The organism is Allobosea sp. 2RAB26, assembly GCF_052115465.1.
In the GTDB taxonomy this organism is placed as follows: Bacteria; Pseudomonadota; Alphaproteobacteria; order Rhizobiales; family Beijerinckiaceae; genus Allobosea.
Map to the genome: position 1 here is coordinate 354,029 of NZ_JBFRGS010000001.1, position 24,232 is coordinate 378,260.

16 protein-coding genes are annotated in these 24,232 nt (G+C 63.0%); 9 read left to right on the forward strand and 7 right to left on the reverse strand.

The genetic code is table 11. The annotated features are described in order from the left end of the window. The first annotated feature begins 69 nt into the window (after nucleotides 1-69). Both AB4118_RS01590 and AB4118_RS01595 read left to right on the forward strand, forming a co-directional pair. On the forward strand, nucleotides 70-2,454 hold the full coding sequence (locus tag AB4118_RS01590) for an arylsulfatase (protein WP_441488071.1): 2,385 nt from the start codon (nucleotides 70-72) through the stop codon (nucleotides 2,452-2,454). Nucleotides 2,455-2,779: 325 nt separating this feature from the next. Next, entirely contained in the window at nucleotides 2,780-3,031 is a 252-nt protein-coding gene (locus AB4118_RS01595) for a GCG_CRPN prefix-to-repeats domain-containing protein (protein WP_441488342.1), read from the forward strand. Between the two features lie 380 nt (nucleotides 3,032-3,411). Here the strand turns inward: AB4118_RS01595 and AB4118_RS01600 are convergent, their stop codons facing one another. Both AB4118_RS01600 and AB4118_RS01605 read right to left on the reverse strand, forming a co-directional pair. Then, nucleotides 3,412-4,176 (reverse strand): slipin family protein, encoded by a 765-nt coding sequence (locus AB4118_RS01600; protein ID WP_441488072.1) that lies wholly within the window; start codon nucleotides 4,174-4,176, stop codon nucleotides 3,412-3,414. Continuing rightward, nucleotides 4,173-5,576, reverse strand: coding sequence for an NfeD family protein (locus AB4118_RS01605; RefSeq protein ID WP_441488343.1), 1,404 nt, complete (start codon nucleotides 5,574-5,576; stop codon nucleotides 4,173-4,175). Before AB4118_RS01605 ends, AB4118_RS01600 begins: the two co-directional genes overlap by 4 nt. A gap of 288 nt (nucleotides 5,577-5,864) precedes the next feature. Here AB4118_RS01605 and AB4118_RS01610 point away from each other — a divergent pair, with 288 nt between their 5' ends. Continuing rightward, a complete protein-coding gene (locus AB4118_RS01610) occupies nucleotides 5,865-8,651 on the forward strand; it encodes a UPF0182 family membrane protein (RefSeq protein WP_441488073.1) in 2,787 nt (928 codons plus the stop codon). A gap of 135 nt (nucleotides 8,652-8,786) precedes the next feature. Further along, a complete protein-coding gene (locus AB4118_RS01615) occupies nucleotides 8,787-9,185 on the forward strand; it encodes a universal stress protein (RefSeq protein WP_441488074.1) in 399 nt (132 codons plus the stop codon). A 155-nt stretch (nucleotides 9,186-9,340) separates the two neighbouring features. Here AB4118_RS01615 and AB4118_RS01620 read toward each other — a convergent pair whose 3' ends face one another. Next, complete coding sequence (locus AB4118_RS01620) at nucleotides 9,341-10,696, reverse strand: sugar porter family MFS transporter (RefSeq protein WP_441488075.1); 1,356 nt, start codon at nucleotides 10,694-10,696, stop codon at nucleotides 9,341-9,343. Between the two features lie 140 nt (nucleotides 10,697-10,836). Here AB4118_RS01620 and AB4118_RS01625 point away from each other — a divergent pair, with 140 nt between their 5' ends. The 5 genes from AB4118_RS01625 (at nucleotide 10,837) to AB4118_RS01645 (ending at nucleotide 18,668) form a co-directional block, all read left to right on the forward strand. Continuing rightward, the gene (locus AB4118_RS01625) at nucleotides 10,837-12,174 is read left to right on the forward strand and encodes a DegT/DnrJ/EryC1/StrS family aminotransferase (RefSeq protein ID WP_441488076.1); all 1,338 of its coding nucleotides are present in this window, start codon (nucleotides 10,837-10,839) and stop codon (nucleotides 12,172-12,174) included. Between the two features lie 31 nt (nucleotides 12,175-12,205). Further along, the gene (locus AB4118_RS01630) at nucleotides 12,206-13,582 is read left to right on the forward strand and encodes a sugar porter family MFS transporter (RefSeq protein WP_441488077.1); all 1,377 of its coding nucleotides are present in this window, start codon (nucleotides 12,206-12,208) and stop codon (nucleotides 13,580-13,582) included. Then, nucleotides 13,579-13,947, forward strand: coding sequence for a hypothetical protein (locus tag AB4118_RS01635; RefSeq protein WP_441488078.1), 369 nt, complete (start codon nucleotides 13,579-13,581; stop codon nucleotides 13,945-13,947). Before AB4118_RS01630 ends, AB4118_RS01635 begins: the two co-directional genes overlap by 4 nt. Further along, on the forward strand, nucleotides 13,934-15,562 hold the full coding sequence (locus AB4118_RS01640; protein WP_441488079.1) for a GMC oxidoreductase: 1,629 nt from the start codon (nucleotides 13,934-13,936) through the stop codon (nucleotides 15,560-15,562). The genes AB4118_RS01635 and AB4118_RS01640 overlap by 14 nt, the downstream gene beginning before the upstream one ends. Nucleotides 15,563-15,791: 229 nt before the next feature. Then, nucleotides 15,792-18,668, forward strand: a complete 2,877-nt coding sequence (locus tag AB4118_RS01645; RefSeq protein WP_441488080.1) for a hypothetical protein — start codon at nucleotides 15,792-15,794, stop codon at nucleotides 18,666-18,668. Between the two features lie 306 nt (nucleotides 18,669-18,974). Here AB4118_RS01645 and AB4118_RS01650 read toward each other — a convergent pair whose 3' ends face one another. The 4 genes from AB4118_RS01650 to AB4118_RS01665 form a co-directional block, all read right to left on the reverse strand. Then, a complete protein-coding gene (locus AB4118_RS01650; RefSeq protein WP_441488081.1) occupies nucleotides 18,975-19,322 on the reverse strand; it encodes a hypothetical protein in 348 nt (115 codons plus the stop codon). 36 nt (nucleotides 19,323-19,358) lie between these two features. Next, the gene (locus AB4118_RS01655; protein ID WP_441488082.1) at nucleotides 19,359-20,894 is read right to left on the reverse strand and encodes a serine hydrolase; all 1,536 of its coding nucleotides are present in this window, start codon (nucleotides 20,892-20,894) and stop codon (nucleotides 19,359-19,361) included. 101 nt (nucleotides 20,895-20,995) lie between these two features. Further along, complete coding sequence (locus AB4118_RS01660; RefSeq protein ID WP_441488083.1) at nucleotides 20,996-21,889, reverse strand: hypothetical protein; 894 nt, start codon at nucleotides 21,887-21,889, stop codon at nucleotides 20,996-20,998. A gap of 562 nt (nucleotides 21,890-22,451) precedes the next feature. After that, nucleotides 22,452-23,645: a serine hydrolase domain-containing protein gene (locus AB4118_RS01665; protein WP_441488084.1), complete on the reverse strand. Its 1,194-nt coding sequence runs from the start codon at nucleotides 23,643-23,645 to the stop codon at nucleotides 22,452-22,454. Nucleotides 23,646-24,232: the final 587 nt, after the last annotated feature.

Here is a 24,232-nt window from a genome sequence, read left to right on the forward strand (position 1 = left end):
CTGCCGAGGCGATCGATACGTCGACAAGCCATGTCGCGTTCAGATGTGTCGTTCGGAACGGAGAATTGAATGAAACGGCCTCTTAGTCACCAATTCAGAGCCCGCTGGTTGGGCGTAAGCACGACGCTTCTGATGTTGGGATCGCCCGTGGCAGCCCAGGACTCGCTGCCGTTTCCGCCAACGCCCTCGGGCAGCAAAGCCGGACCGACGATCGCGGAGTCGACCTACAGCCCCCTGTCGGTGAAGTCGCATCTCCCTGCCAATGCGCCGAACATCGTCGTGATCATGCTCGACGACGTCGGCCCGGCGCTTCCGAGCACCTTCGGCGGCGTGATCGATACACGCACGTTGAGCCGGGTTTCCGGAGACGGGATTACCTATAACCGCTTCCACAATGCCGCGATGTGCTCACCCACCCGAGCGGCGCTGCTGACCGGGCGCAATCACCATCGCGTCGGCTACGGCCAGATCGCCGAACTGGCGAATGACTGGGATGGCTATTCAGGCCGGATCCCGCGCACGTCGGCGACCGCAGCGAAGGTCCTTGGCTATTATGGCTACGCGACGAGCGCCTTCGGAAAATGGCACAATACGCCCGCCAACGAGACCACGGCCGTCGGCCCCTATACGAACTGGCCGGCGGGGCAGGGGATCGGCTTCGACTACTTCTACGGGTTCCTTGCCGGAGAATCCTCGCAATGGGAGCCTGCGGTCGTCGAGAACACGGTCCGGGTGAACCCATCCGAAGGGAAGAAGGACTATCACTTCACCGAAGACATGACCGACAAGGCTGTCTCATGGATGAAGCAGGTCCACGCACTGACGCCGGATCGACCGTTCTTCATGTATTGGGCCCCCGGCGCCTCCCATGGTCCGCATCACATCTTCAAGGAATGGGCGGACAAATATAAGGGCAAGTTCGACGAAGGCTGGGACGTCATGCGCGAGCGCGTCTTCGCCCGCCAGAAAGAACTCGGCTGGATCCCGAAAGACACCGAGCTGACGCCGCGGCCGAAGACCCTTGCCGCATGGGCCGACATTCCCGAGGACGAAAAGCCATTCCAGCGTCGGCTGATGGAGGTGTTCGCCGGATACACCGAACATGCCGATGCGCAGGCCGGCCGGTTGATCGATGCCCTGGACGAGCTCGGCATCCGCGACAACACGCTGGTCTTCTACATCTGGGGCGATAACGGTTCCAGTGCGGAAGGCCAGAACGGCACCATCAGCGAACTCCTGGCGCAGAATGGCATTCCTTCCGAGGTCAAGGACCATATCCGCACCATGAACGAGCTCGGCGGCCTGGATGTGCTCGGGTCGCCCAAGGTGGACAACATGTATCATGCCGGCTGGGCCTGGGCCGGCTCCACGCCCCATCGGTCGACGAAGCTGATCGCCGCACATTTTGGCGGAACGCGCACGCCGCTCGCGGTGTCCTGGCCAAGCAGGATCAAGGCGGACAAGACGCCGCGTCCGCAATTCCATCACGTCAACGATATCGTGCCGACGATCTACGACATCCTGCGCATCACGCCGCCGAAGCTCGTCGACGGCATCAGCCAGGATCAGGTCGACGGCACCAGCATGACCTACTCCTTCGCCTCCCCGACAGAGCCGGACCGCAAGAAGGAGCAGTATTTCGAGGTCATGGGCAGTCGCGCCTACTACAAGGACGGGTGGATCGCCTCGACATTCGGGCCGCGAGTGCCCTGGCAAACAGGCGTCGATCCTTCGATCATGAAATGGTCGCCGAAGAACGATGTTTGGGAGCTCTACGATCTCAAAAAGGATTTCTCGCAGGCGAAGGACGTCGCCGCCGCTCATCCCGGCAAGCTCGATGAGCTGAAGAAGGCTTTCGAGGTGAGCGCGAAAGACAACAAGGTCGATCCGGTTGGCGGCGGGCTATGGTCCGTGATCTTCCACCCGGAAGACGCACCGTCCAATCCCGCCAAGTCGTTCAACTACACGCAGGAGGTCATCGGCGTTCCCGAGTTCACCGCACCGCGGCTCGGATCGCGCAGCAGCCTCGTCACCATCGATGCGGATTTGCAGCCCGGCTCGAAGGGCGTGCTCTACGCGCTCGGCGCCATCTCGGGCGGTGTCGCCTTGTGGGTCGAGAACGGGAAGCTCAACTACGAGTACAACCTGTTCGAGATCGAACGGACACGGCTGGAAACGTCCGCCCCGCTCCCGACCGGAAAGGTCAAGATCGAGGTCGAAACACGCAAGGCCAGCGGTGTCCGTCCTGCGCCTCTCGACATCATCATCCGCGTGGACGGCAAGGAGGTCAGCAAGGGGCGTGTTCCACGCTCGGCAGCGCTGACCTTTACCGCCAATGACGCCTTTGACGTCGGCCGGGACAGCTATTCCCCCGTCTCATTTGCGTATTTCGACCGCAAGCCCTTCGCCTTCAATGGCACGATCCGGCATCTGAAGGTCGACTATCTGGACTGAGCGCCGACCAGCTGGAGGCGGCGAACACGATCTTCGCCGCCTCCTTTCAAGTTCCGACAGCGCGGAAACTCCACTCTCCAGAGCCGGGCGGAGGCACATTCTGGCCGAAGCCGCTGCTGACTCACGAACGGGAAATTCGATGATGAGACGACTTGCTTTTGTTTTTGCCGCTGCACCTTCGACGCTGCTGGCCCCGGCCCAAACGGAATTGAGCGCCCATATATTCAAAGGACAGGAAGCGACTAAAATGCTCGTAAAGATGGTTCTGGCCTCCATGAGTGTCGCGTTCCTCGCCCTGACATCGTTCGGGGCGCAGGCCATGCCGATGTCATCCGCCCTTTCACAGGCAAGGGCTTACGGCGTCACAAAGGTCGCGGGCGGATGCGGTGTCGGCTACTATCGGGGGCCGCTCGGCGGCTGTGTCCGGGTTGGTGGGGGTGTCGTCGTTGCGCCGCGTCCCGTGGTTGTCGCTCCTCGCCCGGTCGTCGTTGCTCCCCCGCCCGTTGTGGTCGCTCCTCGCACGGTCGTTCGCCCGCGCCCCGTCGTCATTGATCGACGGCCGATTGTGATCCGTTAGGTCGTGCCGCGCTCGAGCACATCGGTCTGAAGCGGAAGAAGTAAAATGCATAAATATCTGAACTTCATGGCCCGCTAGTAACAGGCTTAGGATTGCTGGCCGGCCCAGGGGCGGCGCAGGAAAATCCCGTCACGGCCATCGGCATCGCGCTGGAACCGGACGCAACAATGGTCAAACACGCGTAGGCTGCCAATGCCCGCCTACGCGAGGTTTTCCCAAAGGGCTACGCATTGGATGCAACGCACCGCCCGCACATCACGATGCTGCAGCGGTTCGTCCAGACGGCAGCCCTCGACAAAGTCTACGCTGCGGTTGGCGATGTCCTTGCCATTGAGAAACCACCTGGATTGGCGCGCCATTCTCCAACGCGATGACCAAGGTCACGTTGTTCCGCTCCGCTGCGGCTTCAGATGGTCGAGCAGATCCATTGGTACAGGAAAGACCACGGTCGAGGATCGCTCTCCCGCGATGTCGTGAAGCGCCGCGAAATAGCGTAACTGCATCGCCTGCGGTTCCTGGGCAAGTATCCGACCTGCCTCGACCAGCTTCTCGGCGGCTTGCTGCTCGCCCAGCGCGTTGATCACCTTCGCGCGCCGAAGTCGTTCCGCCTCGGCCTGCTTGGCGATGGCGCGCACCATGTTTTCATTGAGATCGATATCCTTGATCTCAATGTTGGTGACCTTGATGCCCCAGGCGTCGGTTTGCTGATCGAGAATCTCCTGGATGTCGGCGTTGAGTCTGTCCCGCTCCGCGAGCATCTCGTCCAGTTCATGTTTTCCAAGCACCGAGCGCAGTGTGGTCTGTGCCAGCTGGCTGGTCGCTATCATAAAATTTCCGACTTTGATGATTGCGCGCTCGGGATCGATGATGCGGAAGTATAGAACGGCGTTTACCTTGACGGAGACGTTATCGCGGGAAATCACGTCCTGCGGCGGCACGTCCTGAACCATCACCCTGAGATCGACTTTCACCATCTGCTGGACGAACGGAATCAGAATGATGAGGCCCGGGCCTTTCACGCCGGAGAAGCGTCCGAGCGTGAAGATGATACCGCGCTCGTATTCCCGCAGGATGCGAATGGCCGAAGAGAAGAATACGATCACGGCGATCGCGAGCAGTGCATAGATCAAATAATCGAGCATCACCGCGCACCTCCTTCGCCGGCGGTCAGTCCCGGCCGCCGACGCACCATCAGCGTCAGATCCATGATGCTAGCCACCTCGACCATCTCTCCTGGTCTGAAGGCTTCCGCGCTGCGTGCTTGCCAGCGCTCACCCTGTGTGAAGACGTGGCCTTCTCTGTCAGCCCAGTCGAGGACCTCGGCGGACAGGCCGCGCATGGCTTGTGCACCGACACGTGCAGGACCTTTGCGGGCTCGCCTGAGCGAACTGAATATGACGACAATCAGGCCAATGAACATCGCCGCCGCGATGCCAATGACCCACCATGACAAGCGATATCCCGGTGCTTCGACTTTGAAGAGCATCATCGCTCCGAGCACGAAAGCGATGATCCCACCGATGCCGACGATCGCAGTCGGAGTGAAGGCCTCGATCGTGAAGAGTGCGATCCCCAGCAGCATCAGCGCGAGGCCGGCATAGTTGATCGGCAGCATGTTGAGGGCATAGAGACCCAGCAGCAGACAAATCGTGCCGACCACCCCCGGCGCGATGGCGCCGGGAGACGCGAATTCGAAAATCAGACCGTAGACGCCGACCAGCAGAAGAATGAAGGCGACGTTGGGGTCGGCGATGACCGACAGAAATTGCGAGATCCATCCGGGATCGAGCGCCCCGATCGTTGCATCCTTCGTCGCCAGATGCCGGGTTTCGCCACCCGCAATTTCCACGACGCGACCATCGATTTGCTTGAGCAGCTCAGTCGGGTTGCGCGCGATGAGATCGATGACATTCGCCTGCAACGCAGCGCTGGCGGAAAGGCTGGCTGCCTCGCGGACAGCTTTCTCGGCCCAATCGGCGTTGCGTCCGCGCAACTCGGCCAGACTGCGGATTGAGGCGACGGCATCGTTCGTCATCTTCGCCGTCATCGCATCCGTCGGCTCTGTTTGCTGGGCGCTATCTTTCTTGTCCTTGCCGTCCTTGTCGGTGGGTTTGCTCGGCAGACCGGGTACCGGACTGCCGATCTGTACCGGCGTCGCCGCGCCGAGATTGGTGCCCGGCGCCATTGCTGCGATGTGCGTCGCATAGAGGATATAGGTGCCCGCGCTGGCCGCGTGGGCGCCGGAAGGAGAGACGTAACCGACGACAGGAATGGACGAGGCCAGCACGTCTGCGATGATCTCGCGCATGCTGGTCGCGAGGCCGCCCGGTGTGTTCAGACGCAGAATGACAACTTCGGCGCGTCGTTCGTTTGCCTTGGCCAGAGCGTCTTTCACGTAACCGGCCGTCGCCGGTCCGATCGCGCCGTCGACGGAAATGATCAATGCAGCTCTGCTGTTTTCCCCCGTCGCCGCGGCGGAAAGGGGAGAGAAGGCCAAAGCGGCGGCTGCAATTGCCGCGACAAGGGTCGCCTGTACCGTCTGCACAGCAAGGACTCCCTTAATCAAAGTGATATGGGGGATGTCTCCGACGACCTCAATATGATCGCGATTGCCAATCCGCAGTTCGCCGGCCGATAGCGGACGCGAGAGCCGCTGGAGATGACAGGCGGCGCGATCGGCTGATCCGGGTCTGCTCCCAAGAGTTCGAAGCAGCTTCACTCGTTCCACGGTCCCGGCGACAGAGCTTTGAGCATCCGCGTCGCGTCGCCTTGACGCGCGATCCTGATCACGAAGCAAGCGGCAGGCGTCCCTCATTTCCGCTATAATTGGACCATGACGATCGGGATCGCCGGACCCGGACGGAAGGCGCCACGGCAGAACGCCGTGGTCAGGCTCGTCATTGCGGCCGTCGTCGTCGGGGTTTGCCTTGTCCTGCTCGGGCTCGCGAGTGACTGGCTGGTCGATTGGCTGTGGTTTTCCTCGATCGGTTATCTGCAGGTCTTTTGGACAACAATCGAAGCTGAAGCTGTCGTCTTCTTTGCTGTCTGGACGGCGACTGCCGTCGTTCTTTGGCTCAACGGATGGCTGGCCGTGCGTTTTGCCCGGCGGCCGCCGATACAGGCTGTCGCCGGCCTCACGTGGCAACCCCCGGGCACCGTGCTGCTGCCCGATCTGCTCGCGCTCGCGCGCGATCGATTGCCCTGGCCCTGGGTTGTTGCAGGCGGTGCTGGTTTGCTCGCGCTGCTCGTCGCCGCGGCGGAAGCCGGCAATTGGGGCATCTTCCTGCGGTTTCTCTATCAGGTGCCATATGGCGCAGACGACCCGCTCTACAACAAGGACATCGGCTTCTATCTCTTCTCATTGCCTGCCTATTTCCTCCTCAAGAACTGGATGTTGCTCACGCTTGTTTTGAGCGCGCTCTTCGCCGGAACGATCTACTGGGTGCACGGCGAGATCGAATACGACGTGCCGCGGCGATCAATATCGCCGACAGTGATCGCTCACGGCTCGGCAGTGCTCGGTCTTCTCTTCGCGGTGAAGGCTTGGTCCTATGGTCTCGACCGCTATCTGCTGCTCTATGGCGATAACGGCGTGGTCGTCGGCGCCAGTTACGCCGATGTCCATGTGGGGCTACCGGGCCTGTGGCTTTTGATCGGGTTTTCGATCATCGCGGCGTTCGCCGCGTGGGTAAACCTCTGGATGCGTACCTACTGGCTTCCTGCCACAGCGTTCATGCTCGTTGCCATCGGCTCAGTCGTGCTGTCAGGTGCAGCCCCCGCGCTGTTCCGGCAGTTCTTCGTCAGACCAAGCGAGTTGCAGCTGGAGAAGCCTTATATCGAACGCAACATCGCGTTCACACGGCAGGCCTATAATCTTGATCAGATCGCAGCCAAGCCGTTTGCCGCGGAACAGAAGCTATCTCTCGACACGCTAGCGGCCAACAAGGCGACAATCGAAAATATCAGGCTGTGGGACCAACTGCCCTTGTCGGATACTTACGCGCAGCTGCAGGAGATTCGCACCTACTACAAATTCCATGATCCTGACGTTGATCGCTACTGGCTCGATGGTTCCTACCAAAGCGTGATGCTTTCGGCTCGCGAGCTACGACCCTCGTTGCTGCCGCCGAATGCCCAGACATGGGTCAACCGCCACGTGCTGTTTACTCACGGCAACGGCGCGGTGATGAGCCCGGTCACCCGAAAGAGTACCGAAGGACTACCCGTCCTCTATTTGCGGGATATCCCACCCGTCGCAGACGGAGGTCCCAAAATCCTCGAGCCGCGCATCTACTACGGCGAGGAGAGCGACAGTTACGTCATTGTCAAGGGAAGCACACCGGAGTTCGATTATCCCAAGGGCAAAGACAATGTCTATGCAGCCTATGACGGCACCGGTGGCGTTCCGATCGGAGCGATGGCGAGCAGAATGCTGTTCGCCTATTATTTCAACGACCCGAACCTGCTCCTCTCAAGCTATATCACTGCCGATAGCCGGATCATGATCCGCCGCAACATCCAGGAACGGGTGCGAACGATCGCTCCGTTTCTCCGGCTCGATCATGATCCCTATCTGGTCATCAGCAATGGGCGGATGCTCTGGATGCAGGATGCCTACACGACGAGCTCCTATTTCCCCTATGCGCAGCCTGCGCAAGATGGCGATCTCAACTACATTCGAAATTCGGTGAAGGCTGTTGTCGATGCTTACAGCGGGGCCGTCGATTTCTACCTGATGGATCCCGGTGATCCGATTGCCGCGACCTACCAGCGCATCTTTCCGGGCCTGTTCAAGCCGTTCGCGGCCATGCCTTCAGACCTGCAGAAGCATATTCGCTATCCGGAGGACCTGTTCCTGGTTCAGGCGCGGCTCTATCAAACCTACCACATGGAGGCGGCCGACGTTTTCTATAACCGCGAAGATCTTTGGCAATTCCCCCTGCAACCGGGGGGCGGCGGCACCGCGATGATGACGCCCTATTACATCATCATGAGGCTGCCCGGAGAATCGCATGCTGAGTTTTTCCTCATGCTCCCGATGGTGCCCAGCCGCCGCGACAACATGATCGCGTGGCTCGCCGCGCGCTGCGATGGTCCGGGCTATGGCAAGCTGATCGTTTACGAATTTCCCAAGGAGAAGCTTGTCTACGGGCCGTTCCAGATCGAAGCGCGGATCAATCAGAGTACCGAGATCTCCCAACAAATCACGTTGTGGAACCAGATGGGTTCGCGGGTGATCCGCGGTGCGAACTTGCTCGTAATCCCGATCGAGAACTCGATCCTTTATGTATCGCCACTCTATTTGCGAGCGGAGCACGGACATCTGCCGGAGCTGAAACGTGTGATCGCAGCCTACGGTGAACACGTGGTGATGAAGGAAACACTCGCCGAGGCCTTGTCGGCGCTATTCATAGAGCCGGGTGCTGCGCCGGCAGCTTCGCGCGCGACAGAGGGGATGCCCGGGACAAGGCCAGCGCCAAGTCAAGCACGGGAGGCGCTTGATCGCTACAATCAAGCAATGGAGCGACTGAAGTCCGGAGATTGGAAAGGTTTCGGTACCCAGTTCGATGCAATGCGCGGGATTTTGGAGGAAATGAACCGGGATTCCACCGGCCACTAATGCTTCGAATTCGCTGTTTTTGCGTGGGCTTCGGCCCGGAGCATTGGACATTGCGAACGCGGAGGTCGCGCACCTGGCTGCTGCGGGGAGGACGCCATGTATCAACACATTCTGGTTCCGACTGACGGTTCACCCTTGTCCGCCGCAGCCGTCGAGCAGGCCACGCAGCTTGCCAAGTCCGTCAGGGCCCGACTGACATTGCTCGCTGTAACGGAGCCCTTTCACATCTTCGCCTCTGAACCCGGCAGGGCGGTCGCGACGCTGGAGGACTACCAAGAGCTCACCGAAGCGCGAGCCCAGCAGTATCTCACCGCCGCCCAAGAGAAGGCTACGGCCGCGGACATACGTTGCGACGCCATTCAGGTCGAGAACGAACACCCCTATCAGGCCATTATCGACACCGCTGTTGCGCGAGGCTGTGACCTGATCGCCATGGCATCGCACGGCCGCCGCGGCATCGCAGCGATTGTGCTCGGCAGCGAGACCGTAAAGGTTCTGACCCATTCCAAGATTCCCGTTCTTGTTTATCGCTGAGCGCTCGGATCGCCGCCGAGAGCCGCGACCAGAAAATCGGTGAGACGGCCAGGAGCCGCGTCGGGTCTCCTCTCAACTGCTTGTCTTGGCGAGCACCGTCATCGCGCCCGGACTTATCGATGCGTCAGGGCGTGCTGGATCGGGTCGCCGCCGCCTCAGCCGCCGATACGCCGCAAGGGGCGTCCAGCCAGCACGGCCGCCTCGATCTCTTCGAGCCGGATACCGCGCGTCTCCGGGGTGAAGGCCAGGCAGAAACCGAGCGAGAGCAGGCAGACCACGAGGAACAGCGCGATCGCGCCGGAGAGGCCGATCGCTGCCACAAGCGACAGGAAGGTGAAGGCGATCAAGGCGTTGAAGAGCCAGCTCGTCGCCGAGGCCATGGCGATGCCGGATTCGCGGATCGCTGTCGGGAATAGCTCCGACATCAGCACATAGGGCAGTGGGCCGAGGCTCAGCGCGAAGGCCGCGATGAAGACTGCGAGCCCTGCGAGGCCGACCCAGGGCCAGCCGAGTTGGGAGGCGACGATGACCGCGGCGAGCCCGATCGCCATCGCACCCGAGCCGAAGATCAGCAGCGGCCTGCGGCCCAGGCGATCGACCATGGCGATGGCCGCGATCGTGGCGAGGACATTGACAAGGCCAAGGCCGAAGGTCGCGGCCAGTGCGGCGGTTCCGGCGGAGAAGCCGAGCTCCTGGAAGATGCGGGGGGCGTAGTAGAGGATGCCGTCGATGCCGCTCAGGTTCTGCAGCACGAAGAGGGCGCTGCACAGCAGAAGCACAGCGACAGTGCTGCCGCGCCGGAGCAGGGCGCCGCTGCTGGCGCCGGCATGGGAGAGGGCCGGCGGGGTCTCCTGCCATTCATCGGCGAGGCCGAGCGTTCGCGCCGCCTTCAGAACCGCTGCGTGGTCACCCCGCGCCGCCAGCCAGCGCGGGCTTTCGGGCAGCAGCAGGATTGCCAGCAGGCAAAGGCCAATGGGGAGGATGCCGGCGCCGAGCAGGATCGGCCAGGGCACGCGTGCTGCGTAGGCGAGCGTGACGCCATAGGCACCGAGAATGCCAAGGGTGATTGCGAGCTGGAACATCGAGACCACCGCGCCGCGCCGGCGCGCCGGCGTCGTCTCGGCCGCGTACATCGGTACCACCATTGAAAACAGGCCGATGCACAGCCCTGCAAGGCTGCGTCCTGCCAGCAATCCGCCAAGTCCGAACCTGGCCAGGATCAGCGTATAGCCGAGCCCGCCGAGCGCAGCCGCCAGCATGATCGTCCGTCTTCTGCCCCAGCGGGCCGAGATGGGGCCGGCCATGGCGGCGCCGACGAAGCAGCCGAGTACCAGGATCCCGACGACGAGCTGTTCCCCCCGTTCCGAAAGTCCAAACTCTGCCTTTATAAGATCCAGAACGCCGGAGACAGATGCTATACCGAAGCCGAAAGCAGCTCCGCTGGCGAATATGAGCATCAAAATCAAGAATATTGGATCTCGTAATCTGTAAATCCAAATATTTCTAATCATTTCGAATTATTTCCAGAATTAAATGCCGGATTTGTTCTTCTGTTTCATGCTACAAGCGGTGCGTTGGCGAGATCAACATCTTCCCGGATTTGATGGTCTGGCCGCCCCCAAGGCCGACGAGCTGCCTACAGGAGATATTCATGACCGATCTGGCCGAGACAGGATCGCGGATTGGTCAGGAGCGGGCCAATCGGCTCGCGATCGACGGTGGTGTTCCGGTCCGGCGCGAGCCGCTGCCCTGGGAACTGCCTGGGGTGCACTGGATCGGCGAAGAAGAGCGCGAACTGGTCGATCGCGTCGTACGCGCGCGCAGCCCATTCCGCTTCTACGGGCCCGATCCGCAGCATATGGTCGAGACTCTGGAGCGCGAATGGTGTGAAGCCTTCGGACATCGCCACGCGCTCGGGGTGTCGTCGGGGACGGCCGCTCTGACGATTGCGCTGTCGGCGCTTGGGGTCGGCCCGGGCGACGAGGTCTTCGTGCCCGGCTATCTCTGGGTGAGCTGCCTCTCGGCCGTGGTGCGGGTCGGCGCCATTCCCCGCCTGGTCGATATCGACGAGACCTTTTGCATCGATCCCGAAGATCTCCGGCGGAAGATCGGGCCCCAGAGCCGCGCGGTGCTGTGCGTGCATATGAGCGGAGCGCCAGGCCGCATTACCGAGATCGCGGAGATCTGTCGCGCCCATGGCCTGGGGCTGGTCGAGGATTGCGCCCAGGCGGCCGGCGCGCATGTCGGCGGGCGTGCGGTCGGGCGCTTCGGCGATATCGGCATCTTCAGCTTCCAGCTGAACAAGAACATGACCTCTGGCGATGGTGGGATGATCGTCGCTGAAGATGACGCGCTGTTCCGGCGTATCGCGGCACTGCACGACCTCGGCTATCCCCGAAACGAGAAGGGCCGGCTCGACGCATCCGACGAGGCCTGCCAGCTCTGGGGCATGGGCGCGCGTATGTCGGAGCTCGCAGGCGCGATGGCGCTGGCGCAGATGCGCAAATTGTCGCGCATCACCGGCGCGATGCGGGGCTCGAAATGGCGCATTCGCCAGCAGCTTGCGGATCTGCGCGGCATCAGCTTCCGCCATATCCCGGACCCGGCCGGAGATACCGGTCCGTTCCTGCTGATGCTGCTGCCCGATGCCGACCTGGCGCGACGCTTCGTCGATGCGCTGCGCGCCGAGGGAATCGCCGGGCCGCCCGGCAGCCTCGCCTGCATCACCATGCAGGAATGGGGCATGCATTGGTATTTCAACATTCCAAGTCTGGTCCAGCGCCGGTCCAACAGCCGGGACGGCTTCCCCTGGACACACCCCGCCAATGCCTTCGCCGAAGCCTATGATTACGGCGTTGGGGCGTTGCCGCGATGCGACGATTTCCATGCGCGCGGCGCCTTGCTCGCCATCGGCTCGACGCTGACCGAAGCCGACGAAAGCGACATCGTCACTGCATTCCGCAAGGTGGCGAACGGCCTGCTGCCCTGATGCGCGCCATTCCAGATCAACCAAGGCCGAGATGATGATCTATTTCATAGCCGCCATCGCAGGCATTGCCGGATTCCTGTTCGGCTTCGACGAGGGTGTCATCGCCGGCGCGCTGCATCTTCTGCGCGGCGAATTCGCGATCAGCCCGTTCGACGAGGGGCTGATGACCGCTGCCGTCCCGCTCGGCGCGCTGGGCGGGGCGCTGCTGGCCGGGCGCACCACCGAAACCTATGGCCGCCGTGCCCTGCTACTGGTCGCCGCGGTGCTGTTTGCTGCGGGGGCGCTGTTCTCAGCCGCGGCTGGCGCGGTCTGGATGCTGACGGCGTCGCGTCTGCTGCTCGGTCTGGCCGTCGGTATCGCCGCGATGGTGGCGCCGCTCTACATTTCCGAGAGCGCGCCTGCCGAGAAGCGTGGCATGCTCGTCTCGATCTATCAGCTGGCGATCACGCTCGGCATTCTCGGTGCCTATGTCGTCGACTTCGCATTCGCGGAGTCCTGGCGGCTGATGTTCCTGATGGGGGTCCTGCCTGCGCTCGCCCTGCTGATCGGCATGTATCGCATGGGCGACACGCCGCGCTGGCTCGCCCTCAAGGGCCGCACCGAAGAGGCGCGTCTGGCGATCGCGCGGATTCGCGACCTTGCGCCTCAGGATCCCGCGGTCGATGCCGAACTGGCGAGCATCCGGCAGGCGGTGCAGCAGCGGACGAGGCCCGGCACCTGGGCGGACTTGCTCAGCCCGTCGGTTCGCCCGGCGCTGGTGGTCGGCATGGGGTTGTTCTTCCTGCAGCAGCTCAGCGGCATCAATGCCGTGATCTATTATGCGCCGACGGTCTTCAAGGAATCGGGTTTCAACTCGACCTCGACCCAGATCTTGGCGACGGTCGGGATCGGCATCGTCAATGTCGCGATGACCTTCGTCGGAATGTATCTGATCGACCGGATCGGACGGCGTCGGCTGCTTTTCATCGGCTTTGCCGGAACGGCCCTCAGCCTCGGCATGATCGCCATCGCGGCGGCGACCGACGCGGAGGCGCTGGATATCCTCGCGACGATCGGCCTCGTGCTCTATGTCGCGGCCTTCGCAGCCAGCATCGGTCCCTTGCCCTGGGTGATGATGTCCGAGATCTTCCCGCTCAAGGTCCGAAGTCTCGGCATGAGTGTGGCTTCGCTCGCCAACTGGGCCTTCAACTTCCTGGTCGTGTTCTCCTTCCCCATGCTCGTCAGCAGCTTCGGTCTTGGCGGGGTTTTCGCGGTCTATGCGCTGGTTTGCGCGGCCGGGCTGGTCTTCACCTATCTGCTGGTCCCGGAGACCAATGGTGTCTCGCTTGAAGAGATCGAGCGACATCTGGAATCGGGGCGGCCGTTCCGGACGCTCGATCCGGCCCCGGTTCGGATCGTGACGGCATGAGCCTCATGCCGCCGGTTCTCGACAGGCAGCCGCAGGAGCACGTCGATGCAGCCGGAGAGGCTGCCTCCCAAGATGCGGAGCGGTTGATGGCCGCACTGATCGGGCTCAGTCCCTATCGCGCGGTCCTGCTTCCGCTTCTGACCGACATCACGCGGATTGCACGAGCCAACCGGCAGATCGGGGCGGCGCTCGTAGCGGTCGAGCAGCGCGCCGATTTCGCGCAGACGGGGCGCTTGCGCCGCGCCGATCTCGGCCCCGACCGGACCGCGCTCTTCGGCTTCCTCGAGTACATCCGCTTCGCCTCGCCGGATTTCTTGCGCTCAGTCGGGGAATGGCCCGTGGGAGGCCTGCGTGACCGAGGCTGAATTCTGCGATGTCGTGGTCGTCGGCACCGGGGCCGGCGGCGGCATTCTCGCCCATAAGCTCGCCAAATCCGGCTTGCGCACCATCTCGCTCGAGCATGGCGCGATGCTGCCGGAGGACCATTTCAGGACGACACTGCCGCCCGGCGTGACCAGGGATTTCGGCATCGATCCAAGCACGACCTGGCCCAGCGATCCGCATGACAGCCTCTTCGTCCACCCGCTTTTTGCCGATGGTACTGTTGGCTCGACGGCACGGCCGAAGGAGGGGTTCCGGCATTTCCAGGTCCTGGCCGTCAACGGGCTGCAGAATCTCTGGAACGGCGTCAGCGTCCGGTTTTCGGCGGATGACTTCAAATCCTGGCCGTTCTCCTATGCCGATCTGGCCCCGCATTACGGCGCCGTCGAGCGCCTGATCGCCGTTTGCGGCACGAAGGAGGGCCTGCCGGATCTGCCGGACGGCGACTATCTGCCACCGAAGCCGTTGCGCCCGGCCGACCGGCTGGTCGTCAACGCGGTCAAGTCGCTGAACGACGCGCATTCCCATGCCATTCCGAACCGCAAGGCGATCAACACCCGGGCTGGAACCCCGACATCCTGCATCTCGACGGGGATGTGTACCTCGGGCTGCCCGGTCGGCGCGGTCTATAAATTCTCGACGCGGCTGCTGCCGCAGATCATTGACCTGCCGAACTACGAGCTGCGGACCCAGGCAAAGGTGGTTCGCCTGCTCCGCGATGGCAGCAGCCGGCGGATCGATGGGGTCGAGTATCTCGACCTGGCGACCGGCGAGCGGCGGCTTCTGCGTGCCGGCGTCGTCGTGCTGGCCGCGGGAGCGCTCGAGACGCCGCGCATCCTGTTCAATTCGGCCGATGACGCCGATCCCGCCGGCCTCGGCAACCGGCATGGGCGCGTCGGGGCAGGGCTGCAGGACAATCCCAAGGTCGTGCTTTCCACCTCCCTGCTGAAGCTCTGGGGCAAGCGCCGCGATTACGACCTCGGCTATGGCGATCTGCTGATCCTGCTGTCGCAGGGCAAGCTTGCGAATGGCGCGCCTTTCCCCTTCATCGGCCATGCCATCCACAGCGCGCCTGACGTGCCGCATTATCTGACCGCGATGCGCGGCTTTCCGCCCTTCCTGAAGGAACGGCTCGCGCGGATGATGTTCCACAGCTACGTCACGCTCGGCCTGTTCTGCCAGGGCGAGGCGACGCCCGGAAACCGGGTGCGTCCGGGCCGGAGCGTCGATGCCTATGGTGTCCGGCAGGTCGAGGTCGATTTCACCATTCCTGCAGCGAGCCATCAGATGATGGACGCGATGACAGTCTGGGGCAGGCGCGTGCTGCGGCGGGCCTCCGCCACGATGATCTACGCCAGCCGCGACAACAGCGGCACCGGCATCCATTATGCCGGCACCACGGCCATTGCGCAGGATCCGCGACGCGGCGTTGTCGATGCCGACCTGAAGAGCCATGACATCGACAACCTCTATATCTGCGATGGCGGGGTCATTCCTGAGCTCCCCGACAAACACTTGACGCTGACGATCATGGCGCTGGCCGACAGATTGGCTGGCCATCTGGTCAAGGTCGCGAAGCAGCAGCAGGTCACGGCGTGACGCCCGAGGTCGTGGCGAGAGAAATCGGGGACAGGAGCCGCTGCTCCTCCGATCAGAATGAGGCTGCGCGGTGAGTAGGAGGGATGCGCTTGCGCTCTGCTCATCTTGTGCGCAGCCTCAAACGGAATGTCGCCCGGGTTGATTCATGCTCCGCACGATCGCGCTATTTGTCTTGCTGGCCCTGGTGCCAGGACTTGCATTCGCGTCCCAGTGTCCCGCTGAACGCCCGATGCCGCTTGTGCCGGCCGACGCTGCCCTTTGCGCTGCGCTCGACCGGGATATGCGCAGGCCCGGTGCCTTTCCTCTCGATGTCTACCAGGAAAAGCTCGGCCGCTATCTCGGCGCCTTCTGCCACCGCAACCTCGCCGCGGGGTGGCGCGTCGACAAAATGGTTCGCGATACCGGGCCGTTCACCGCAACCCTGCGCAACGACAAGACCAGCGGCAATTACCATGGCACCCATGCACCGGTGGTCATCTGGTACTCGCCGGAAATGTTCGGCTGGCTGAAGGCCAACCGGACGCAGGCCCATGAGGGGACAACGGAGCCCCCCGTGCCTGACGGGGCGATGATGATCAAGGAGATGTTCCCGGCGCCTGCCGCATTGTGCCGCGATGTCGATCCGCTGCGGCTGCTGCCGACGAGCGGTGCGGCCGTGATGGTGCGCGACGCGAAGGCCTCGCATGACGGCTGGTTCTGGGGCTGGTTCGGCTGGAGCGACTGGAAGCCCGATTGGCCGGCGGGGCCCGGAAACGGCTACCCGAACATGGGTTTCGGTCAGTACTGCGTGAACTGCCACGCCAGTGCCAAGGCCAACGCGACCTTCGCTGACCTGAAGAACATCAAGGGCGAGCCCGGGCGCCCGCTGGTCTTCCTGAGCCAGAATGCTTTCACCGACCGCTCCGCCCAAGCTCATGACGACCTGTCCGCGATGCTCAACCACCTGCGCATCGTGCAGGAATCCGACGACATCACGCTGCTCGGCGCTCCGGCCCGCGAAAGCCCTGCGCCCGAGTTCACCACTTTCTACGGCATCCCGTTTCCGCATCCGACCGCAGACAAGGTGATGCGGATGCCATCCCAGACCTATGACGTGGTGTGGGCCAGTGCGAACCGGCGCGAGGCCCAGCAGCAGTTCCTGACCTCGGACCAGTGCCTCGGCTGCCACGATGCCGGGTCAACCGGGTTGCATTTCGACATGACGCTGCCGGGGCCGGACGGCCGCTTCCTCAATCTTTCGCCCTATGGCACCTGGAGTTCGTCGCCCATGGGCCTGGCCGGACGCGACCCGGTCTTCTTCGCCCAGCTCGCAAGCGAGACGGAGACCTTCCATCCCGAAGCCGCCGAGCTCGTGCAGGATACCTGCCTCGGCTGCCATGGCGTGATGGGGCAGCGGCAGTTGAAGATCGACGAGAAAGCAACGGGCAAGGGCTGCTCCTCGTTCTCGCGTGCCGCCGTCGCCGCCACGCCCTGGCCCGCCGGTCACTCCGGCCTGGAGGCCCGGCACGGTGCGCTCGCCCGCGACGGCGTCTCCTGCACAACCTGTCACGCCATGGCGCTGAGCGAGGCCGAACGGAGCCGGGTCAAGGCGCAGCCGCAGAACAGTTGCGTCGAGGAGCGCCAGGAACGGCTCAATCCCGAGAATACCGGCTTCGCCAGGACCTTCACCGGCAGCTTCCTGATGGGCGCGATGACCGAGATGAAGGGGCCATTCGAGGGCCCCAAGGCGAAGCCGATGGAGAATGCACTCGGCATGACGCCGGTGCAAAACCCCGCCATCAAGAGCTCAGAGGTTTGTGGCAGCTGCCACACCGTTCACCTGCCTGTGCTCGACAAGGGCAAGGTCATCGGACACACCTACGAGCAGACGACCTATGCGGAATGGGCGTTCAGCGACTTCCGCACCGGCCACTCGCCCGACGGGGCGCTGCCATTCGGCGCCGGCAAAAGCCCCGAAACCTGCCAGGGCTGTCACATGCCCAGCCGCGATGCGGACGGACACCCGTATCGCAGCAAGATTGCCAGCATCCAGGAGTATTCAAATTTCCCCCAGGCGGAGCACACCTTGCCGCCCGAGGAGATCGACCTGCCCGTGCGCTCCGGCTTCGCCAGCCATGTGCTGGTCGGTTTGAACTCGTTCCTGATCAAGATGGCGCAGCAGTTCCCGGAGCTGATGGGAATCCGGACGCAGGATCCGATGCTGACGAAGAAAGGCGTCGATCCACTGCTCTTCACCGAGAAGGCGATCGACCACCAGGCTGCGGAACGCACCGCCGCGATCGCCGTCGAAAGCGTCAGGATGACTGAATCGGCGCTGGAGGCGTCGGTACGTGTCACCAACAAAACTGGGCACAAATTCCCGAGCGGCGTCGGCTTCCGGCGCGCCTTCATCGCGTTCAAGGTGCTCGACGCCGGCGGCAAGGCGATCTGGGCTTCGGGGCGCACTGACGCACTCGGCGTCATCACCGACGGGATGGGCGCGCCCGTCGCCGGCGAAGTCTGGTGGAATGCCGATTGCTCGGCCAGACTCGATCCGCTCGCGCATCAGCCGCATCGGGAGGTGATCACCCGGCAAGATCAGGTCCAAATCTATCAGGAGCTGGTTTCGAGCCCCCCGCTGTCCGGGCCGGCCCAGTGTGGCATCGGCTCCCAGCCCGCGGGGCAGTTGACCACGAGCTTTCTGTCGATCTGCTCGAATGTGAAGGACAATCGCCTGCTGCCGAGGGGTTATCTCGGGCGCGATGACCGGGTGAAGCTCGCGGCCTCCCTCGGCGCCGGCCCGGAACTGGCTGACGAGGCCGGACCTGTGCAGGTCGGTGACGATCCCGACTATCGGGAGGGTGGCGGCGACGCGACGCTCTATCGCATCGCCCTGCCGGAGATCGACGGTAAGCCAGCTGCCATCGAGGCGACGCTCTTCTACCAGGCGATGCCGCCGTTCTACCTTCAGGACCGTTTCTGCACCTCGAAGAGCGAGGATACCAAGCGGCTGCATTTCATGGCCGGGCGTCTCAACCTCGCGGGGTCCCGATCCGAGGGCTGGAAGCTACGCACGGTGACGACAGGGGCCGTTACCATTGCGGGCGGTGCTCAGCGGCAAGATTGAGCGAAGCGGATCGGCTGCGGCGTGCGCCAGCGGGGTCTCTCGCCGCGGAATGGCATCGCTGACCTTGCTCTCCGCAAACCCGGACGTCGGGTTCTGGGGGGCACGCGGCACGAAGCCGAATGTCTTCGCACTTCAAGACCAAGGCTTCCGGCGCGTCGGGTTCGGCTGTCGATGGGCTCAGGCGTCCGGCCTGCCCTGGAACCACGGCCCTGGTTGGGCATAGTCGCCGCCTCGCGCTGGATCGGTCCAACGCGAGGCGGCGTAAGCTTAATGCCGCTCCCCGGATGATGGAGCGGTCGTCAGGTCTTACCAGCCACGCTGCTGCTTGATCATCTGCTTTTGCGCCTCCTTCTGGTGACGCCAGTAGTCCTTCTGCGCTTCCTGCTGCATTTGATAGTAATCGCGGATGCGCTCCTTCCGGGACGTCGTGTCCCGGTAACGCTGCCAGTCGTAGTGATCGTCGTGAACGTAATTGTCCTGATCGCCCAGGAAATCGATGATCCCGCGAAACATGTCGCCGGCTGGCACGATATGCCGCTGCTCGCTCATGGCCTGAGAGGGAGCAGTGACCGGGGCCGCGTAAGCCGCAGCGGCAGCCATGCTCAGGGCCAGGACCAACGAAGTCCGGGCCAGCTTGTGGGAGAGGGTGCTCATGGGCTCGTCCTTGGAATGGCGCGGAAGGGTTCAGGCCTATTGGCCAGGCTGGCGTGTGAAGACGTGCGGCAGTTCCGGAGACAGCCATCGGAGTTCGGCGATGCTGCCGGAACTGTCGCGCTCGAACCGGATCTGGGTGAAGGGAATATTGCCGGCGATGGCCACGATCGGCTCATAGCCAGCCGTCGCCATGAGGTGCGCCGAAAACAGGTTCGGATCATCCTTGCTGGACACGAGCAAAGCGACCGCGTCGGTCTTTTCGAGAGTCATCTGCAGTTTTCCGTCGACGGCGGCGACCGTTGCCGTGCCGAGAACCGGAGAGACATAGCTCCCGACAAGTGCGCCGGCAGAGGGAGCAAGCGGCCCTGGGATGAAGGCGGCCGCCTGTTTGCGCTGCAGCTCGCGGTTTGTCCGCATGGCGGCGGCGGCAAGCGCGATGTTGTCGACCTCGGGATTGCCGAGAACCCGGTCGTAAAACCATTGCGCGAGCGCATCCGCCATGGCCGCATTGCCGAGATTGGTCAGGATCACGATGCCGGTCCTGCCATCTGGCAGGAAGCCGGCATGGGCGCCGAAGCCCGGGGTTCCGCCATTATGCCAGATCACGCGCCCGTTTGGCGTGGCATTGACGACCCAGCCGACGGCATAGCTGACGCGCTCGCTCATCGCGACGCGCGGTGTCCAGGTGACATCGAGGTTCTCCTCGGAGACCAGGGCCTTCTCTCCGAAATGCCCGCGCCCGAGCTGCAGGCGCAGCCATTGGGCCATATCCTTGACATTGGAGTTGAAGGCGCCAGCGGGGCCGTACGCGTAGGGGAAGGCAGCGTGGAACGGGATTGCGACCGGGCGCTCGGCAAATCTGTGGCCGGTGGCATGGTCGGCGGTTTGCGTGATGGCTTCCAGGGTAGCCGTCGTCGATGACATGCCAAGGGGATCAAGCAGCGTCCGCTTCACCGACTCGTACCAGCTTGGCGAGCCGTTCACCTTCGCCAGCACCTCGCCGGCGACCATGTGCGGGATGTTGAGATAGCCGAACTGCGAGCGGAAGATGCCCGTCTGCGGCGCGACGCGCAGGGACTGGATCAGCGTCTGCTTGTCAAAGCCGAGAAGGGTCAGGTCGTCATTGACGTAAGGGGTGAGGCCGGAGCGCTGCGCGGCGAGGTCGAGGATGCGGAAATCGCGCGAGATCCATGGATCGGCCAACTGGAAGGTGGGTATATGATCGATGACGGGATCGGCCCATTTCAGCCGGCCGGCATCCACCGCCTGGGCGAGCGACGTCGCGAGGAACGCCTTGGTCGTCGAGCCGATCTGGAAAATGGTGTCGGGCGTGACGCGGTCGGCCTTGTCGATCGTCTTGACGCCGAAGCCCTTGCTGTAGATGAGCCGGTCGTCGAAGACGATGCCGATGGCCATGCCAGGAACCGAGAACTCCTTCATCCCGGCAGCAGCCTGTTTCTCGAGGCCGGGCAGGAGCGCCTGAAGCCTTTCGCCTGTGATTTCCGCCTTGGAAGGATGAACGGCAGCGAGCGTGAAGAGCGCCGCAGCGACAAGACTACCGCAGTGTTTCATGGTTATCCACTTTCGGGCAAAGTGCATTGACACGGCATTTGGTGCCAATATTTGGCATAAATGCCATGGAGGCTGGGAAGCAGGGATTTGGTGGTTTGAATCTAATGCCATGATGCTGATTCTTGTAAGAATTCAGAAGATGGTATTCGATCGATGATCCGCTCAAGTGGTGCCAAATCTTTAAGTTTCGCTTCACAAAGGCCGGAGGACGAAGGCGCATTCAGGAAATCAACGATGCCGGAACCTAGTGCGACCGTTGCCGCATCGAGGCGATAGCCGAGCGCGGCCAATTCACTCTCGACCAGTGCCCCGTCCGCATCGAGATAGCCCGTGCGTGCGATCAGATCCTGGGCCTGGTCGCCATGCGCCCTCAGAAGCAGGATGCGGCAGGCGGCGGCACGAGCGTCGGGATCATGCACTGCCGCGCCGCTGAGAATGCCGCCGATGAGATTGGCCGGCAGGGTGGGCAGGTTCAGCGCCAGAAGGAACAGCCGCTGCGTGTAGGAGCAGGCGAGGGCACTCTGTGCGGTACGGCCATCGCTCAGCAATTGCCCGCTCATGCGGACCTGACGGTTGAACAGGTTTTCGCTGTAGCTGATCTGCAGGCGCTGCATGGCATCGGCGTGGATTGCCACTGTCCCGATGATCAGCCGGCCCGCCTCGATGCGAGACCAGGCCGGTGAGATCGCGAGATAGAGGCCCTCCAGCCAATGCTCGCCGGGGCGCAGCCCACTTCGCCCGGCTACCGACGATTCGACTACGGTCGGGGCGGGGGGCGAGCCCGACCGTAGGCCTGCCTCGCTCCGCAGCGCCGAGAGCGCGGTTTCCGGCACGGCGAAGTGGGTGCTGATCGCGTCCTGAAACTCATCGAAGGAAGACGAGGCGAGGAACGGAGCGGTCAGCATGCCGCCGAGCACCCGCGCCCAATCCTCATAAACGCTGGATGCGCGGGGCACGGCCTTGCCGCTGAGCCATTTATAGGCGTTCTGGGGCACGAACAGCGTCGTCCGATTGCTGGCCGCAAAGCGCGCGCAGAGTTCCTTGTGGGTCGAGCAGCCAAGCGCCAGTGACGTCAGCCTCAGCTTCAGGGCGAGGTGACGCGAGGCGGGGACAATCGGTGGCTGGCTATCCATGTCCGCCGGCCGTGTCGCGCTACCATCCAGTCTGAATTGCTTCACCGCGCTCCCCAACGGTTGCTCTGGACGACAGGCCGAAACTGGCGACCAAGCTCCAAGAAGGCGACGCCTGTGCGCTGCCCGTCAGGAGCCCGGCCGCCGCGGTCCTTGGAAACGGTGGATCTATGATTGAAGCTAAGTTGAAAGCGCGGGCGAGCACCATGACCGTGCATCTCAACTTGATGACCGTCCGTCCAAGGCCGCCGACCGCCCTCGCTCCCGCTCGAACTTGCCGTCTACAACGCTCGGAGCGGGCTGATTGGTCGGGGCGGGCCAATTATGGCTTGGAGGATGACGGCCATCCCGCCGGCAACGGCGATGCGGCCTTCAGGAAATCCACTCCCCTTGTGGCTTCAGCCCACGCGTTCAGCGCAGTCGGAACCTAGAGAAATGGAACAGGGTGTTCGGGAGCCAGTTTGGCGGCGATGAGAGCGACCGTCGCATCGGCAAGATTGGGAGCGCGTCCACTCCAATCCTCGACAGAGGCGCGGGTGAAGGTGACCGCCACGGCAATGGTTATACGCCCGATTTTCGAGCGCTCCTGCGGTAAGGTTCCGACGGCAGAGGCGTAGCCACCGAAAAGAGGGGTTTGAAATACCCAGTCGCCGCGCAGCATGGCGCCGAGCCCATAGTTGAAGCGCTTTGTCAGGCTATGGCAGGTTGGGCAGCCTTCGAGCGGCACACCGAAGCCGATCAAGCGTGGCTCTATCATCTGCTTCAGCGATTGCGCGGAGAGAAAGCCAGCGCTTCCGACGATCGTGTCGAAGCTGCGGGCCATGTCGTCAATCGTCGTGACCTGGATCGCACCGGCAGGCAACGTCCATGACGGATTCCAGTAGGTCGCGTCCTCCCACACGCCGCGCTCTGCTGTGAAGGCGTGGATGGCGGGTTCTGGGATCGTCGCGTTGTCGAATCCGAAGGTGCCGCCAAGTTTGAGTGGTGTCAGGATGTACTCGTCCATCAGGCGATGCATCGGCTTGCCCGTGGCCGCCTCGAGAACCTGCCCGAGAATGACGTACCCGCTATGGGAATAGTCCCAGTTTTCTCCGGGGGCGAAGCGCCTCGCCTGGGACAGGCTTACCGCGATGAGATCCTGCGGCGTCCACGTCCTGAAGGGATCCGCGATGAAGGGCTTCACGAATTTTTCGTCATTGGCGACATGATCGGGATACCCGGCCGTCATGTTCGCCAGCATACGGATGGTCGCCTTGCCTGAGGCGGGCAGATCAGGGAGCCAGCGCGAGATGGGCATGTCGAGATCGACGATGCCTTCCTCCGCGAGTCTCAAGGCAAGCGCTGCAATATATGTGAGGGCCACGGCCCCGTTGCGGAAACGCCCATCTATCTTCGCCGGCACGCCGGTCATCGCTTCGCCAAGCGCGAGGCTCGTCACGTCCTTGCCGTCGATGCGCACCTGCAAGAGAAGCGAATTCAGGCGGTGCTTTTCGAACTGCGCAGAAGCGATCGAGCGGATCTCGTCCAGGCTCCTTAGGTCGAGTTCCTGCCCCTGCGCGATTGGCCATGATGCGCCGACGCAGCCCATGAATATGACAGCGAGCCTAGCCGCAAAGAACATTTGGCGCCCCAAAAGCTGAGGGTTGCGAAGGCAATGGTCGCGAGAAGGACGTCGCCAGGATCATCGCCGAACGGATATCGCGGAGCTGACGATGGCGAGCTTTGGGGCATGCCGCAGTCGCTACGGGCGTGGGACAAGGGGAAACTTCGATTGAAACTAAGGGGATATCGTTGCCAGGCACCATGACCGTACATCCCAACTTGATGACCGCGCGTCCGGGATCGCCGCCTGTTCCTGCGCCCGAGCGGCCTTACCCCTGCAGCGATCGGAACCGGACTGATCGGGTGGAAGTGCCGAGAGTTGGGATGGGCTGGGAATGCACGAAGCCGACCTGATCTGCCTCTTGAAACGTCCTCGGTGCACCGGCCAAATCGGCCGGCCTGCGTGCATGCCGGAGCAAGGGCTCTCCAAGGTCGATCTCGACACGTTCGGCGAGGCTGCCTGGAATGCAGCCAGTGAGGCGAAGCCGAAGTTCTGCTTCGGAAGGCCCTCGTTTGCGTCGCAAGCCGTCGCTGCCTAACCTCCGTGGCCGAGCGTTTGCCGTGTGGGCTCGCTGACCCAGTCAGGGATGCCGAATGCCGCGCCGG

What these genes read in the sequence shown, in the direction of transcription:
- AB4118_RS01590 (WP_441488071.1), top strand. Translation starts at nt 70, where the DNA reads ATGAAACGGCCTCTTAGTCACCAATTCAGAGCCCGCTGGTTGGGCGTA.
- AB4118_RS01595 (WP_441488342.1), top strand. Translation starts at nt 2,780, where the DNA reads ATGTCATCCGCCCTTTCACAGGCAAGGGCTTACGGCGTCACAAAGGTC.
- AB4118_RS01610 (WP_441488073.1), top strand. Translation starts at nt 5,865, where the DNA reads ATGACGATCGGGATCGCCGGACCCGGACGGAAGGCGCCACGGCAGAAC.
- AB4118_RS01620 (WP_441488075.1), bottom strand. Translation starts at nt 10,696, where the DNA reads ATGATTAGAAATATTTGGATTTACAGATTACGAGATCCAATATTCTTG.
- AB4118_RS01625 (WP_441488076.1), top strand. Translation starts at nt 10,837, where the DNA reads ATGACCGATCTGGCCGAGACAGGATCGCGGATTGGTCAGGAGCGGGCC.
- AB4118_RS01630 (WP_441488077.1), top strand. Translation starts at nt 12,206, where the DNA reads ATGATGATCTATTTCATAGCCGCCATCGCAGGCATTGCCGGATTCCTG.
- AB4118_RS01635 (WP_441488078.1), top strand. Translation starts at nt 13,579, where the DNA reads ATGAGCCTCATGCCGCCGGTTCTCGACAGGCAGCCGCAGGAGCACGTC.
- AB4118_RS01645 (WP_441488080.1), top strand. Translation starts at nt 15,792, where the DNA reads ATGCCGCTTGTGCCGGCCGACGCTGCCCTTTGCGCTGCGCTCGACCGG.
- AB4118_RS01650 (WP_441488081.1), bottom strand. Translation starts at nt 19,322, where the DNA reads ATGAGCACCCTCTCCCACAAGCTGGCCCGGACTTCGTTGGTCCTGGCC.
- AB4118_RS01655 (WP_441488082.1), bottom strand. Translation starts at nt 20,894, where the DNA reads ATGAAACACTGCGGTAGTCTTGTCGCTGCGGCGCTCTTCACGCTCGCT.
- AB4118_RS01665 (WP_441488084.1), bottom strand. Translation starts at nt 23,645, where the DNA reads ATGTTCTTTGCGGCTAGGCTCGCTGTCATATTCATGGGCTGCGTCGGC.